This is a genomic window from Frigoribacterium sp. 9N (assembly GCF_902506305.1).
In the GTDB taxonomy this organism is placed as follows: Bacteria; Actinomycetota; Actinomycetes; order Actinomycetales; family Microbacteriaceae; genus Frigoribacterium.
The window spans coordinates 107,754-121,530 of the sequence record NZ_LR733390.1; the positions used below are offsets into that span (position 1 = coordinate 107,754).

At 70.6% G+C, this 13,777-nt stretch carries 11 protein-coding genes; 7 read left to right on the forward strand and 4 right to left on the reverse strand.

The annotated features are described in order from the left end of the window. The first annotated feature begins 7 nt into the window (after positions 1-7). The 4 genes from ARTHRO9V_RS00485 (at position 8) to ARTHRO9V_RS00500 (ending at position 4,394) form a co-directional block, all read left to right on the forward strand. Positions 8-1,306, forward strand: a complete 1,299-nt coding sequence (locus ARTHRO9V_RS00485) for a hemolysin family protein (protein ID WP_052505052.1) — start codon at positions 8-10, stop codon at positions 1,304-1,306. A gap of 61 nt (positions 1,307-1,367) precedes the next feature. Further along, complete coding sequence (gene era / locus ARTHRO9V_RS00490) at positions 1,368-2,306, forward strand: GTPase Era (RefSeq protein ID WP_056045670.1); 939 nt, start codon at positions 1,368-1,370, stop codon at positions 2,304-2,306. 136 nt (positions 2,307-2,442) lie between these two features. Beyond that, positions 2,443-3,705 (forward strand): sensor histidine kinase, encoded by a 1,263-nt coding sequence (locus tag ARTHRO9V_RS15920; RefSeq protein WP_123570181.1) that lies wholly within the window; start codon positions 2,443-2,445, stop codon positions 3,703-3,705. After that, complete coding sequence (locus ARTHRO9V_RS00500; RefSeq protein ID WP_369794374.1) at positions 3,702-4,394, forward strand: response regulator transcription factor; 693 nt, start codon at positions 3,702-3,704, stop codon at positions 4,392-4,394. Before ARTHRO9V_RS15920 ends, ARTHRO9V_RS00500 begins: the two co-directional genes overlap by 4 nt. A gap of 468 nt (positions 4,395-4,862) precedes the next feature. Here the strand turns inward: ARTHRO9V_RS00500 and glgX are convergent, their stop codons facing one another. Together glgX and ARTHRO9V_RS00510 are read right to left on the reverse strand one after the other, a co-directional pair. Then, positions 4,863-7,238: a glycogen debranching protein GlgX gene (gene glgX, locus ARTHRO9V_RS00505; RefSeq protein ID WP_159824844.1), complete on the reverse strand. Its 2,376-nt coding sequence runs from the start codon at positions 7,236-7,238 to the stop codon at positions 4,863-4,865. 103 nt (positions 7,239-7,341) lie between these two features. Beyond that, entirely contained in the window at positions 7,342-8,928 is a 1,587-nt protein-coding gene (locus tag ARTHRO9V_RS00510) for a S8 family serine peptidase (RefSeq protein WP_159824846.1), read from the reverse strand. A 294-nt stretch (positions 8,929-9,222) separates the two neighbouring features. Between ARTHRO9V_RS00510 and ARTHRO9V_RS00515 the strand changes: the two genes are divergently transcribed. Beyond that, positions 9,223-10,182 (forward strand): NAD(P)-dependent oxidoreductase, encoded by a 960-nt coding sequence (locus tag ARTHRO9V_RS00515; RefSeq protein WP_159824848.1) that lies wholly within the window; start codon positions 9,223-9,225, stop codon positions 10,180-10,182. Between the two features lie 105 nt (positions 10,183-10,287). Here the strand turns inward: ARTHRO9V_RS00515 and ARTHRO9V_RS00520 are convergent, their stop codons facing one another. Further along, positions 10,288-10,548 (reverse strand): hypothetical protein, encoded by a 261-nt coding sequence (locus ARTHRO9V_RS00520; protein ID WP_159824850.1) that lies wholly within the window; start codon positions 10,546-10,548, stop codon positions 10,288-10,290. A gap of 769 nt (positions 10,549-11,317) precedes the next feature. Between ARTHRO9V_RS00520 and ARTHRO9V_RS00525 the strand changes: the two genes are divergently transcribed. After that, positions 11,318-12,121: a sugar phosphate isomerase/epimerase gene (locus ARTHRO9V_RS00525; protein ID WP_123570674.1), complete on the forward strand. Its 804-nt coding sequence runs from the start codon at positions 11,318-11,320 to the stop codon at positions 12,119-12,121. Continuing rightward, on the forward strand, positions 12,118-13,245 hold the full coding sequence (locus ARTHRO9V_RS00530; protein WP_159824852.1) for a Gfo/Idh/MocA family protein: 1,128 nt from the start codon (positions 12,118-12,120) through the stop codon (positions 13,243-13,245). The genes ARTHRO9V_RS00525 and ARTHRO9V_RS00530 overlap by 4 nt, the downstream gene beginning before the upstream one ends. Positions 13,246-13,474: 229 nt before the next feature. On the opposite strand, the gene ARTHRO9V_RS00535 is transcribed toward ARTHRO9V_RS00530, so the two are convergent. After that, positions 13,475-13,747 carry a hypothetical protein gene (locus ARTHRO9V_RS00535; protein WP_056046919.1) on the reverse strand — a complete coding sequence of 91 codons (273 nt, stop codon included), beginning with the start codon at positions 13,745-13,747 and terminating at the stop codon, positions 13,475-13,477. Positions 13,748-13,777 lie beyond the last annotated feature (30 nt).

The window sequence follows — 13,777 nt, forward strand, 5'->3', positions numbered from 1 at the left end:
CGCCGTGATGGTCACGGTCTTCGTCGTCGTGGCGGTCTTCCTGGTGGTCTTCGGCGGCCTCCTGGCCGCCGCCGACTCCGCACTAGGCGTCCTCAGCCGCCAGGACCTCCTCGACGAGGCGGACGACGATCCGCGTCACGCGACGGCGTTGACCGCCATCGCCGCCGACGTCGGGGCGCACGTCAACGCCGTCAACTTCGTGCGCATCCTCGCCGAGACGTCGGCGGCCGTCCTCGTGTCGCTGTCGTTCGCCTTCTCGGTCGAGCCGTGGTGGCTGGCCCTGCTGCTCTCGGCTCTCATCATGACGGTCGTGTCGTTCGTCCTCGTGGGCTCCAGCCCGCGCAGCGTCGGTCGGGCCCACGCCCGCGGCCTCGTGCGTCTGACCTCGGGTCTCGTGCGGTTCGTCCGGGTCGTGCTCGGGCCCCTGGCCGACGCCCTGGTGGCGGTCGGCAACCGGGTGACCCCCGGACGTCCGCGCAGCGCGTCGTTCTCCTCCGAGGAGCAGTTGCTCAGCATGGTCGACGAAGCCACCGAGCTCGACGTCCTCGAAGAGGACGACCGCGAGCTCATCCACTCGATCTTCGAGTTCAGCGACACGGTGGTCCGCGAGGTGATGGTGCCCCGCACCGACATGGTCACCCTCGACGCCACGGCGTCGGTCGGTTCGGCGATGAGCCTCTTCCTCGGTCGGGGCGTGTCCCGGGTCCCGGTCGTCGGTCGCGACTCCGACGACGTCGTCGGGATCGTCTACCTGCGCGACCTCGCCCGGCGGTTGCACGAGCACAGCGGCGACGACTCGGCCCCGGTGACGACGCTCGCCCGCCCGGCCGTCTTCGTGCCCGAGTCCAAGAAGGCCGACGACGCCCTCCGGCAGATGCAGCTCGACAAGAACCATCTCGCGATGGTCGTGGACGAGTACGGCGGCATCGCCGGCCTGGTCACGCTCGAGGACCTCATCGAAGAACTCGTCGGCGACATCAGCGACGAGTACGACCGCGAGGTCGCCCCGCAACGCGAGGTCTCCGCGGGGGTCTTCCGGGTGAGTGCCCGTCTCCCCGTCGACGAGCTCGGCGATCTCTTCGGCCTCGAACTCGACGACGACGACGTGGACTCGGTGGGAGGGCTGCTCACCAAGGTCCTGGGACGCCTGCCCGAGCAGGGCTCGGTCGTCCGCGTGTCGGGCCTCGTCCTCACGGCCGACCGCACCGAGGGGCGTCGGCACGACCTGCAGACCGTGCTCGTCGAGCGCGATCCCGACCTCGCGGACGCCCAGGCCGCGTTCGCCGACGCCGCTCGCGACGACTGAGCGTCCGGTCGTCGCGACCCTCCACCTCCCACCCGTTCCCGCACGTTCACGAAAGGCCCCCATGTCGACCACCGGAGACGACCTCACCCCCTCGGCCGCGCCTCCTCGGGGGTCGACCTACCGCGCGGGGTTCGTCTCGTTCGTCGGGCGGCCCAACGTCGGCAAGTCGACGCTGACCAACGCCCTCGTGGGGCAGAAGGTGGCCATCACCTCGTCGAAGCCGCAGACGACTCGACGAGCGATCCGCGGCATCGTGCACCAGGCGACCGGCCAGCTCGTCCTGGTCGACACCCCGGGCATGCACCGTCCGCGCACGCTGCTCGGCGAGAGGCTCAACGACATCGTCCAGACCACCCTCGGCGACGTCGACGTGATCGGGTTCTGCGTGCCGGCCGACGAGAAGCTCGGGCCGGGGGACCGGTTCATCAACGAGCAGCTCGACCAGTACCCGCGGGCCAAGAAGGTCGCGATCGTCACCAAGACCGACGCCACGTCGCGGCCGGCCGTCGCCGAGCAGTTGCTCGCGGTCAGCCGTCTGCGCGACTGGGAGGCCATCATCCCGCTGTCCGCGGTCAGCGACGTGCAGCTCGACGTCCTCACGGCCGAGCTGATCAAGCTCATGCCGCTGTCCCAGCCCCTCTACCCGTCCGATGCGGTCACCGAAGAAGGCCTGACCGACCGCGTGGCCGAGTACGTCCGCGAGGCCGCGCTCGAGGGCGTGCAGGACGAGCTGCCGCACTCGCTCGCGGTGACCATCGACGACATGGTCGAGCGTGACGACAAGGACCTCCTCGAGATCTACGCCAACCTCTTCGTCGAGCGGGACAGCCAGAAGGCCATCGTCATCGGCAAGGGCGGTCAGCGCCTGCGCGAGGTGGGCGAGCGTGCCCGCGCGCAGATCGAGCCGCTCGTCGGCAAGCAGGTGTTCCTCTCGATCCGGGTGAAGGTCGCCAAGGACTGGCAACGCGACCCGAAGCAGCTCGGTCGACTGGGGTTCTGACGCCCCCTCCCGGTCGTCCGGGCCCGTCCCGGGCAGGAGGGTCGTCCTCGTCCCTGCGGATGATCGTGGTGGTCCCGAGGTCGTTCGCGCACGGCGGCCGCCCCGGACCGGCCGCCGTAGGTCGTACGGTGGTCGGGTGATCTTCCGACGCCTCGCGCCCTACCAGGTCGCCGTCGACCTGTCGGCGGCGTTCCTGCTCGGCGTGGTCGGCCTGGTGTTGTCCGACGGCGTCGTGACGACTCCGTTCGTCGTGCTGGGCATGACGGTCACGTTCGCCCTGCGCCGCCTGTCGCCGGGGCTCGCCCTGACCCTCGCCTGGCTGGTCGCCGCGTCCCAGATGATCACGGGCAGCACGCCCGGTGTCACGAACCTCGCGATCTGCGCGGTGCTGTACTCCACGGCGGCGTACGGGACGAACCGGGTGAAGTGGTCGGGCCTGGTCTCCGTGGGCGTGGGTGCCCTCCTGGGCACCTTCTACCTCTCGTTCGTGCAGCAGAGCCTGTTCGGCGTCGACTACGACATCTATGCGGTGACCGACGTCGTCCGCATCCTCCTGCAGCTGGGGATCAGCCTCCTCGGATTCCTCGCCCTGCTCGGTCTGCCCTGGGCCGGGGGACTGCTGGCCCGGGCGCGATGGTCCGAGCGGCTCAGCCGTGAGGCGCGGCTCATCGCCGAGCGCGAGACCGCCCGGGCCGAGAACGACGCCGCGCGGGCCGAACGCGAGGCCGCCCGGGCCGAGCGGGACATCGCCGTCGAGCAGGAACGCAACCGGATCGCCCGGGACATGCACGACGTGGTCGCCCACTCGCTGGCCGTCGTCATCGCCCAGGCCGACGGGGCCCGGTACGCCGCCCGGGTCGACCCGACCTCGGTCGACGGGGCGCTCACGACGATCGCCACGACGGCTCGGGAGGCCCTTGGCGACGTCCGGGTGCTGCTGGGTCAACTGCGGCACAGCCAGGGCGAGGCGCCCCAGCCCGCCCTCGGCGATCTCGACCGTCTGCTCGACCAGATGCGCGGGTCGGGTCTCACGGTCGACCTGCTCGTGACCGGCGAACCACAGGTCCTCGGGACCAACCGGCAGCTCGCCGTGTTCCGCATCGTGCAGGAGAGCCTGACCAACGTCCTGCGGCACGGTGCCGTCGACCAGCCCGTCGGCCTCCACTTCGACTGGCGCTACGAGGCGTTGCACCTCGTGATCTCCAACGTCGTGCGGCCGCCGACGCGTCCGCTCGACACGTCCGGCGACGAGCGACGGGGCGGCCACGGGCTCGACGGCATGCGGGAGCGCGCCACCCTGGCGGGCGGCTCGCTCACCACCCAGAACGCCGACGGACGCTTCGTCGTCCACGCCATCGTGCCGACCCTGGCACTGACCCAAGAGGTACGCATCCGATGATCGACATGCCCGGCCGTTCGACGGCACCCATCCGCGTCGCCCTGGTCGACGACCAGGCCCTGTTCCGTGCGGGAATCAAGATGCTCGTCGGCTCGCAGCCCGACCTCGAGTTCGTCGGCGAGGCCAGCAACGGCGAGGAGGGCGTGGCGATGGTCGGGCGCACCGCTCCCGACGTCGTCCTCATGGACATCCGCATGCCGGTGATGGACGGCATCGCGGCCACCACCGCCGTCCTGGCGCAGGCCGAGACGGCCTCCCGTCGCCCGCCGCGCATCATCGTGCTGACGACCTTCGACCTCGACGAGGCCGCCACCCGCGCCATCCGGGGAGGCGCGAGCGGCTTCGTCCTCAAGGACGCCGACCCCGAGTTCCTGCTCGCCGCGATCCGCACCGTGCACGCGGGCAACGCCGTCATCGCGGCGTCGGCCACGCGTGAACTCTTCGAGCACTTCGACGGCCGGGCCTCACGCGCCCGGGCCGTGCCCGCGTCGTTCGGCACCCTGACCACCCGGGAACGTGACATCTTCGACCTCGCGGCGCGGGGCCTCAGCAACGCCGAGATCGCGTCGCGGGAGTTCCTCAGCGAGGCGACGGTCAAGACCCACATCAGTCGGGTCCTGTCGAAGTTGTCCCTGCGCGACCGGGTGCAACTGGTGGTCTACGCGTACGAACACGGGCTCGCCGAGTAGTTCGGCTGGAGCGGGCTGCCACGGCCGTCGCCGACGGGGCGCCCCGGTGCGACGTGTCGGTGCCGTGTGGTGGCTGATCACACCTGATGAGGCTGCTGAGACCGGGCGGCACGGCTCGTGTCGAGAGACTCCGAGGCGGCAGAGTGTCACCTGGGTGGCCATCACCCCGATCCTCCGCCGAAAGAAGCTCTCGCATGGACTGGTTGCTGTCGGTTCCGCTCTTGTCCACGACGATGCTGCTGACGGTGGACGTCGTCGCCGCCCTCGTCGCCGTCGGGCTCCTCGTCCGCCCGCGGACCCGACGCACGTGGTGGCGGTGGATCGCCCTCGCGGTCCTGCTCGGGGCCGGCCTCGGCGCCCTCGCGACCTGGTGGCTCGGCGACGTACGCGACGTGCTGGGCCTGTCACCCACCTGGGTGGATCGCCTCTGGGTCGCCGCCGTGGTCGCCGGCGTCGCTGTCGTCGTCGTCAACCTGTTCCGCACCCGGTGGTGGCGGAAGCTCGTGGCCGTCCTGGCCGTCCTGGTCTTCGCCCTGGCCGGGGGCCTCGCCCTGAACCGGGACGGCAGCGTCTACCAGAACCTGTCCCAGGCGCTCGGTCGGGACGAGGTGCCCGCCCTCCCGGCGACCGCCGCCGCGCCTCCGTCCGCGGCGCCCGGCTCGACGGATTTCGACCCGACCCTCTGGTCGGCCTGGAAGGCCCCCGCCGACCTCCCCGCCGTGGGACGGTTCGGCAGCGTGGCCATCCCCGGCGCCGTCTCGCACTTCCCCGCCCGTGACCCGTCGGGGTGCGGGGGGCGGCGCTGGCGGGCGGCGGAGGCGCCGTCACGGTGCTGTCGACGACGACCTCCCAGCCCTGGGCGTACTCGTCGGGCGGGAGGACGAAGGTGACCGTCTCGGCGCTGGCGTTGAAGTACAGGACGAAGTTGACGTCGGTGATGCGACCGCCTCGGGCGTCACGGCCACGGATGCCGTTGCCGTTGAGGAACATGCCGATCGCCTTGGCGTAGGACTCGTTCCACTCGCCCTCTTGCATGGCGTCGCCCTCGGTCGTCAACCAGACGATGTCGGGCAGGGGCTCGCCCTCGCCACGGGTGACGGGACGGCCGTTGAAGTACCGCTGGCGGCGGAAGGTCGGGTGGTCGTGGCGGAGCTTGATGACCTCGGCGACGAACTCGATCAGCTCGCGGTCGGCGTTGGGCCAGTCGATCCAGCTGATCTGGTTGTCCTGTGCGTACGTGTTGTTGTTGCCGCCCTGCGTGCGACCGAGCTCGTCGCCGTGCAGCAGCATCGGCACGCCCTGGCTGAGCAGCAAGGTGGCGAGGAAGCTGCGCTGACGCTGCTCGCGCAGGGCGCGGATCTCTCCGTCGTCGGTCTCGCCCTCGACCCCGGAGTTCCACGAACGGTTGTGGCTCTCGCCGTCGTTGCCGTTCTCGCCGTTGGCGTCGTTGCGCTTGTCGTTGTAGCTGACGAGGTCGCGCATCGTGAAGCCGTCGTGAGCGGTGACGAAGTTGATGCTCGCGACCGGGCGTCGCCCGTCGCGTTCGTACAGGTCGGCGGAGCCGGTGATCCGGCTGGCGAACTCGCCGAGCGTCGAGGGCTCGCCGCGCCAGAAGTCGCGGACGGTGTCGCGGTACTTGCCGTTCCACTCGGTCCACTGGGGCGGGAAGTTGCCGACCTGGTAGCCACCGGGGCCGACGTCCCAGGGCTCGGCGATCAGCTTGACCTGCGAGACGATCGGGTCCTGCTGCACGAGCTCGAAGAAGGTCGAGAGACGGTCGACCTCGTAGAACTCGCGGGCGAGCGACGCGGCGAGGTCGAAGCGGAAGCCGTCGACGTGCATCTCGGTGACCCAGTAGCGCAGGCTGTCCATGATGAGCTGCAGCGAGTGCGGGTGACGGACGTTCAGGCTGTTGCCGGTGCCCGTGTAGTCCATGTAGTGCTGCTGGTCGCCGTCCATCAGCCGGTAGTAGGCTGCGTTGTCGATGCCCTTGAACGAGAGGGTCGGACCCAGGTGGTTGCCCTCGGCCGTGTGGTTGTACACGACGTCGATGATGACCTCGATGCCGGCGTCGTGCAGCACCCGCACCATCGTCTTGAACTCCTGCACCTGCTGGCCGATGTCGCCGGTGGCCGAGTAGGCGGCGTGCGGGGCGAAGAACCCGATGGTGTTGTAGCCCCAGTAGTTGCTGAGGCCCTTCTCGAGCAGGGTGTTGTCCTGCACGAACTGGTGCACGGGCATCAGCTCGAGGGTCGTGATGCCGAGCTTCTTCAGGTGGTCGATGATCGCCGGGTTCGCGACGCCGGCGTACGTGCCGCGTTCTTCCTCGGGGATGTCGGGGTGCGTCTCGGTGAGGCCCTTGACGTGCGCCTCGTAGATGACGGTCTCGTCGTAGCTGTACTTGGGGGCGCGGTCGCCCTGCCAGTCGAAGAACGGGTTGATGACGACGCCCAGCATCATGTGCGGGCCGCTGTCCTTGTCGTTGCGCGAGTCGGGGTCGCCGAACGTGTAGGCGAACAGCGCCTCGTCCCAGTCGATCTCGCCGCAGGTGGCCTTGGCGTAGGGGTCGAGGAGGAGCTTGTTCGGGTTGGCACGCGAGCCGTTCGCGGGGTCGTACTCGCCGTGCACGCGGTAGCCGTAGCGCTGACCGGGTTGCACGGTGGGCAGGTAGGCGTGCCAGACGTAGGCGTCGACCTCGGTGAACTCGACCCTCGTCTCGGTGCCGTCGTCGTCGAACAGGCACAACTCGACCTTGCTGGCGGCTTCGCTGAAGATCGCGAAGTTGGTGCCGCTGCCGTCGTAGGTCGCGCCGAGGGGGTAGGGGTTGCCGGGCCAGGTGTGCATCGAACCTCCGATTGGGACTCGCTCAGCCTAGGGGCGAACGGGCGCCCCGTCCGCGCGAGGACGGGGCGGTGCTCGCTCTGTGGTGCTCCTCCTGCTGGGTCGGCTACTTCGTCACGGCGGCGAGGGCGTCGACGATCCCCTCACCGAACCAGCCGTTGTCGGCCGGCGTGCCGGTGCAGGTGGTCGTGCCGGTCGGGCACGGGGTGTCGGTCGCCTGTCGCTCGAGCAACCCGACGAGGTCCGTGCCGCCGAGACGCGGGTGGGTCGACTTCAGCAGGGCCAGCACGCCGGCGACGTGCGGCGAGGCCATCGAGGTGCCCGACTTGGTCCCGTAGCCCCCGCCGGTCACGGTCGAGAGGATGGCCGAACCGGGGGCCGCGACGTCGACGACGCCCTCGCCGTAGTTCGAGAAGCCCGACTTCGCCCCGGCCGAGGTGGTCGACGACACGGTGACCACGCCGTCGAGCTCGGTCGGGATGTCGAGGCAGCGTGAGTCGATCGGGCGGGTCGTCGGCGTGGTGTCGTTCGGGCTGTCCGTGTCGACCGTCTTGTTCGCGAGGTCGATCGACGAGTTGCCGGCCGCCGCGACGTTGACGATGCCCTTCTTCTGGGTGAACTGCACGGCGCGGTCGACGGCGGCCAGCACGGCCGCCTGGTCGACGTCCGAGCCGCACCAGAACTGCCACGGGTCGACGTAGTAGCTGTTGTTCGTGATGTCGGCACCGGTCGCAGCGGCCTGCATGAAGCCGCAGATCGCGGCCTCGGGGTAGATGAAGCCGTCGTCGCTGACGACCTTGACGGCCGACATCGTCACGCCCGGGGCGACGCCCACGATGCCGACGCCGTTGCGGGCCGCGGCGATCGTGCCGGCCACGTGGGTGCCGTGGTCGCTCGTCGTGGGCTGCCAGGCGGCGTAGCTCGAGTCGGGCGTCCCGGTCAGGCAGCTCGCCGAGGCGGCCACGTCGATGTTCGGCTGCAGGTCGGGGTGGTCGCCCTCGATGCCCGAGTCGAGCACGGCCACGAGCACGTCGCGGCTGCCGTCGGTGACCTGGTGCGCCTGGTCGGCCCCGATGGCCGTGAGGTCCCACTGCTGCGCCTCGAGGGGGTCGGCGACGACGGTCGTGGCCTCTTCGAGCCGCTGCTCGGGCGAGGTCGCGGCCTTCGGCTTGCCGGGGTGTCCGGGACCACCGGGCTTGCCTGGACCGCCCGGGTGGCCGGGCCTGACGGGCTTGCCCGGGCCCGGGGCGGTCGTGCCGACGCCGTAGGTCGGGTCGGTCTCGGCGACCGCGGCGGTGCGGGTGGCACCGGCCGACGAGACGGCCTTGTCGCTCCGCACCGAGGGGGCGAAGTTCGCGTTGCTCGACTGCGCGACGACCACGCCGAGCTCGGCGTACGCGGCGATGACGCTGCCGCCGGCCGCGGCGACCGCCCGCTCGACCTGCTTGGTCGCGCCGGGGTTGGCCTTGCCCGCGTTGACGACGTAGTTCATCACCGGCCCCTCGACGACCGGCAGCGTCGGGGCGGGACCCGGCTTGCCGGGTGCGGCGGGTGCACCGGGCGCGGCCGTGGGAGGCGCGGCGACGGCGGCGCCGGAGCCCACGGCGACGAGTCCCAGGGTCAGGGACGCCGCGAGACAGACGGTCGTGACGCGGCGGCGGGTGCCGCGGGCGCGGGGGTCGGTGAAGGTCATGGTTCTCCTCGTCGGGTCGCGCGTGCCGGATGGGACGCGCGGAGCGGATGGCTCGTCGCGGGCCGTGCCCGATGATCCGACGAGCCGCCGTGCTCCTCAGAGGAAGTCTGAAGAATCCGGGGCCACGGCGCAGTGGGCACTTGAGGGGACGCCGCGTGACCCCCATGCGGGGTACACCGCTGTCGGGGGCGCCGGGTAGCGTCGAGCCATGTCCTCCGATGCCGTGCGCAGAGCTGCCACCCTTCGTCCCCGCCGTCCGTTCCCGGCCCTCTCGATCGTGTCGGGGGTCGCGTCGTGAAGATCGTCGTCATCGGGTCCACCGGCCACGTGGGCGGATTCCTCGTCCCGCGACTCGTCGAGGCCGGCCACGAGGTGGTCGCCGTCAGCCGGGGGGAGTCCGAGCCCTACCGGTCGCACGCGGCGTGGTCACGCGTGACGCGCCTCCTGCTCGACCGCGAGGCGGGCGACGCCGACGGCACGTTCGCGGGCGAGATCGCCGGGCTCGGGGCCGACGTCGTGATCGACATGATCTGCTTCACGGTCGCGTCGGCGCGGCAGATGGTCGACGCCTTGCAGGGCACGGGCACCGTGCTGGTGCACTGCGGCACGGTCTGGGTGCACGGTCCGTCGCGTGAGGTGCCGATCACCGAAGAGGACGAGCGCACCCCGTTCGGCGAGTACGGCACGCAGAAGGCCGCCATCGAAGAGTTGCTGCTCCGCGAGTCACGGCGCCCGGGCGGAGTGCAGAGCATCGTGCTGCACCCCGGGCACATCACCGGCCCGGGGTGGCCGATGATCAACGCGGTCGGCAACCTCGACCTCTCCGTCTGGGAGGCCCTCGCCGGCGGGCGCGAGATCGCGATGCCGGGCCTCGGGCTCGAGACCGTCCACCACGTCCACGCCGACGACGTCGCGCAGGCGTTCCAGCTCGCGGCCGAGCGGCACTCGCAGGTGGTCGGTGAGGCCTTCCACGTCGTCAGCGAGCGGGCGATCACGCTGCGCGGTCTCGCCGAGGCGATCGCTCGGCACCACGGTCAGGAGGCGCGGCTGCGGTTCGTCTCGTGGGCCGAGTTCCGAGACCAGACGTCCGACGAGAACGCGGACGCGTCCTGGCAGCACGCGTCGCGCAGCCACTCGATGAGCATCGCCAAGGCGCGCCGTCTGCTGGGCTACTCGCCGCGCTACACCTCGGTCCAGGCCGTCGTCGAGGGCCTCGAGTGGCTCGAGGCCGACGGGCAGCTGACGTTGGGCTGAACCGGGTGGTGATGGTCGGCCGCCGGGGCGGACGGGGCCGATCCGATCGCCAACACCCGGGTGATCCGCCGGGGCTCCCCGGGCGGAACATCACGACGGCCGTGGTCAGCCGCGGCGGAGCAGGTGGGCGGTGACTGCGGCCTGCCACGAGTGGCCGTAACGGGTGGTGCCGGCCGCGGTGCGGACGACGAACGCGCCGGCGCGGTAGGCCAGTCGCCCGTGGCTGACGAGCTGCTCGCCGAAGCGCTCGGCGATCGACCACGTGTCCGACGACTCGAAGCTGATCGCCACGGGGAACCGCGAGCGGGGCAGGTGCACCTCGACGGGCGCGGCGTGGGGATGCGTCGGGAGGTGCCCGAGGAGCATCGGGGGAGTCAGGGGGGAGGCGGTGGGGGGTCGGTCGGGGGCGTCATGACGTGTGCGACGGTAGGCCGTCGCACTGCGGTGCGCCCGCAGGCCGACCCGGCGACGAGCCAGGCCACTCGAGAACGCAGGAGGCGCGACTCTGGTGAGCCGCACCTCCTACAGCTCAGAGCACCGCTGTCTCGTTGCTCGACCCAGTGTTGCTGGGGCGAAGGCTTGCGCTAGCAGGAGAAGTTATAGGTGTTTCCTGCTTGCACGTAACCGAACCGTGCTTGCCAGACCCAGTACTGACCAACGAAGTTCCTACCTTTTTTGTGCCAGAGCCAATATGCGACCCCGGGAGGTGCGTACTTCAATTGCGTGCTCGCTCCACCACAAGTTGGCGAGCCGTAGAAAGGCTTGCTGGCGGCTTGTGCCGAAGATGCTCCGCCGAAGGTCAGCCCTGCCGCGAGCAAAGCGCTCGCAACACCACTAGCAACGAGTTTCCTGGTCGTCTTCATTGACATAGATCACTTTCATATTCGTGGCAAGCTCTCGGATCTTCCAGGATCCGATTGCTGCGTTGGGTCGAACCGTGGGCCCGATCGGGGGTGAATCCCCCTGCAGGAACTATGGCATCTTCAATGAAAAATGTCCCGTTTATGTTTTCTCTCGTGGCTGTCCTGCCCAGTTTTCTGGTGTCGATTCGGGACGAACTTTTGTCATCGGTCGACATAAGTGGCAGAGTTGGGCTCAGACCACCTGAACCCCTCACGACAAAGGAGTCACTCCCATGACCTCGTCACCCTCCGTGCAGCTCTACACGGTCCGAGACGCCGTCTCGGCCGACCTGCAGGGCGCCGTCGCCCGCATCGCCGAGATCGGCTTCACCAAGGTCGAGCCCTACTCGTTCGTCGAGCGTGCCGACGAGTTCGAGAAGGCCTTCGCCGCCTCCGGCGTCACCGCGCCCTCGGGCCACGCCCCGGTCATCGACTCCGACGAGCCCGAGCGCGCCTTCGCCGCCGCCGCCCAGCTCGGCATCGGCACCGTGATCGACCCGTTCATCCCGAGCGACCGCTGGCAGACCGCCGACGACGCCGCGAAGATCGCCGACCGCGTCAACGAGCTGCAGGTGCTGGCCGCCGCGTCGGGCCTGAAGTTCGGCTACCACAACCACCAGTGGGAGTTCGCGAACAAGGTCGACGGCCGCCCCGTCTACGACTTCTTCCTCGAGCGACTGAACGACGACGTCGTCCTCGAGATCGACACCTTCTGGTCGACCGTCGGCGGCATGGACACCCCGGCGCTGCTGCGCTCATTGGGTGACCGCGTGCAGTTCCTGCACGTCAAGGACGGCAAGATCTCCGGCGACATCGCGACCGCCCTGCCCAGCAGCGAGAGCGCCCTCGAGGTGCCCGACGCGCTCGCCGCCGCCTTCAAGAACCAGACCCCGGCCGGTCAGGGCGACGTGGACGTCGCCGCCGTCCTCGCCGCCGCGCCGCACGCGCTGCGCGTCGTCGAGTTCGACGACTACGCGAAGGACGTCTTCGACGGCGTCGCCGAGTCCTTCGCCTGGCTGCAGGAGAACGACAAGTGAGCGGCGTCGACACGACCGCCGGCCGCACGGGACGCGTGGGCGTCGGCGTCATCGGCGCGGGCGTCATCAGCGGCACCTACCTCGAGAACATGACGCAGTTCGCCGACCTCGAGGTGCTCTTCGTCGCCGACCTCGACCTCGACCGCGCCCAGGCGCAGGCCGAGGCGTACGGCATCCCGGGTCACGGCACGGTCGACGAGCTGCTCGCGATCGACGAGATCGAGATCGTCGTCAACCTCACGATCCCGGCCGTGCACGCCGAGGTCGGCCGTCAGATCATCGCCGCCGGCAAGAACGTCTGGAGCGAGAAGCCCCTCGCGCTCGACCACGAGTCGGCCCGCGACCTGCTCGCCGCCGCCGAGGCGGCCGGCGTCCGCGTCGCGTGTGCCCCCGACACCGTGCTCGGTGCCGGCATCCAGACCGCGATGCGCGCCATCGCCCGGGGCGACATCGGTCAGCCCCTCACGGCGACCACGATGTTCCACGTGCCCGGGCCCGAGTCGTGGCACCCGAACCCCGACTTCCTGTTCGCGCTCGGGGCCGGTCCGCTCTTCGACATGGGGCCGTACTACGTGACGACCCTCGTGCACGCGTTCGGCTCGGCCAGTCGCGTCAGCGCGGTCTCGTCGAAGTCGTTCGACACCCGCACCATCGGCAGCGGTCCCCGGGCCGGCGAGACCTTCCCGGTCGAGGTGCCGACGCACCACGCGGCGCTCATCGAGTTCGCGGGCGGGCAGTCGGCCCAGTCGACGTTCTCGTTCCAGAACGCGCTGCCCCGCATGGGCTTCGTCGAGATCAGCGGCACCGAGGGCACCCTCGTGCTGCCCGACCCCAACACCTTCGAGGGCGACTCGAGCCTCTGGCGGTTCGGCCGGGACGAGCCCGAGACGCTCACCGCCGCGGGCTCGACCTACGGACGCGGTTCGGGCGTGCTCGACCTGGCGCGGGCCATCCGCGGTGGCGACGCCGAGCGTGCCAGCGGGGCCGTGGCCTCGCACGTTCTCGACGTCCTGCTGGCGATCTCGTCGGCCGCCGAGCAGGGTGCGCCGGTCTCCGTCGAGTCCGCCGTGCAGCAGCCGGTGCCGCTCGACGAGAGCTGGGACCCTTCCGCCGCGACCCTCTAGTCCGACGTGCCGGGCTCGGGCCCGGTCGTCCCGGAGACACGACGTGCCGCTCACCTTCGGGGGTGAGCGGCACGTCGTGTCTCCTGGGCGAGGTGGGCGGACCGGGTAGGTCGTGACATCGCCCAGAGGAACGGGTCCGCCGCGCGGATTCAGGTCGCGCGGCGGGCCCGGGTCTGGTGGGGCGGCCCGTCCGGGTCGGTCGGGGAGGGGTGCCCCCGACCGGCACCGACTACGCGGTGCGGATCGAGCCGGTGGCGGTGTGGATCGAGCCCGTGGCCGTCCGGACGGACGCCGTGGCGGCCGAGAGGCGACGCCGTGCGCTGGCGGTGTAGCGACCGATCGACAGGTCGCGGCGTGCCGAGGTGCTCACGTACGAGCCGGGCGCGACGTCGGCGGCGAGCGAACCGACGTAGCTGCCGACCGTCGAGGCGGCGGTGCTGCTGACGTAGCGGCCGCCGAGCGGGGTGGCGGCGGTGCGGGCGGTCGTGGCGGTGGTGTTCACGGTGACTCCTCGGGGCTGGGCGGGTCGTGC